At 58.8% G+C, this 1,178-nt stretch carries 1 protein-coding gene and 1 pseudogene; one reads left to right on the forward strand and one right to left on the reverse strand.

Annotated elements, in window-relative coordinates:
* Nucleotides 1-765: IS256 family transposase (locus tag A6M56_RS18730; RefSeq protein WP_286758314.1), on the reverse strand; the 765-nt coding region annotated here is incomplete at its 3' end.
* A gap of 45 nt (nt 766-810) precedes the next feature.
* Between A6M56_RS18730 and A6M56_RS18735 the strand changes: the two are divergent.
* Nucleotides 811-1,178 (forward strand): annotated as a pseudogene (locus A6M56_RS18735) (bifunctional DNA primase/helicase); the annotation flags it as partial.

The following is a 1,178-nucleotide window of genomic DNA, read 5'->3' on the forward strand; positions in this document are numbered from 1 at the left end:
TTCCGGGAAGCCACGCAAGCCGTCGACGACCGCAATCAGAATGTCCTGCAAGCCACGGTTCTTCAGTTCGTTGAAGACCTTCAGCCAGAACCTGGCGCCTTCGGTCTGCTCGATCCACAGGCCCAGCACTTCCTTCTTGCCGTCGGCACGGATGCCCAGCGCCAGATAGACCGCCTTGTTCCTGACCGCTCCTTCGTCGCGGATCTTCAGTCGCAGTGCATCGAAATACACGATCGGGTACATCTCCTCCAATGGCCGCTGCTGCCATTGCTCGACCTCGGCCAGCACCTCGTCGGTGATGGTGGAAATCAGATCGGGCGACACCTCCAGACCGTAGATTTCCTGCAAGTGTCCCGTGATCTCGCGCACGCTCATACCGCGCGCATACATGCTGATGACGCGTTCGTCGAAACCGGGCAGCCGACGCTGGTATTTGGCCACCAACTGCGGCTCAAACGTGGCTTGCCGGTCGCGCGGAATCGCCAGTTCCAGCACCTCGCCTTCCGGCGTCGTGACCGTCTTCTTGCTGCTGCCGTTGCGATGGTTGCCGCTCTGGCCAAGCGCTGCTTCGGTAGCGAGGTGATGGTGCAATTCGGCTGCCAGCATGCGCTCGGCCAGACGTTTCTTGAGTTGGCCGGCCAAGCCGGATTCGCCGAGAATGGATTCGGCATCCTTGTTTTGGACTTGTGCCAGCAGCTGGTCAATCAGGTCATCCGAGAACAGTTGCGGTGCCTTTGGTTTCTTGGTCTTCTTCGTCGTGCTCATTGCTTCGGTCATTGTGTTTCCCTTTCGGTATCATCTCATGACCTCTTGCACACAAAAAATCTGACAGGCTCGCGCGACAACGCGCTATACGCATCGAACACCATCCGCCAGATAGCCAACTGTCTGCCCACGCCGCTGTACTACCAGGAGAACAAGCTCACCGACGAATCCTGGTACTACTTCCGCGTCGAATTCCCGCACGACGGTGCGCCGATCAAGAACACGTTTTCCAGCTCGCAGATCACCAGCGCGGCGGAATTCAAGAAGCGCCTGCTCGGCATCGCCGCCGGCGCGATGTTCTCCGGCACGACCTACATGCTGGACCGCATGATGGAGCGCCAGCTGTTCAACATCAAGCGCGTCGAGACCATCGATTACATCGGCTACAGCATCGAGCACGGCTGCTATGTGCT

The sequence above is a fragment of the Ralstonia sp. RL genome (genome assembly GCF_001683835.1).
Classification (GTDB): Bacteria; Pseudomonadota; Gammaproteobacteria; order Burkholderiales; family Burkholderiaceae; genus Ralstonia; species Ralstonia mannitolilytica.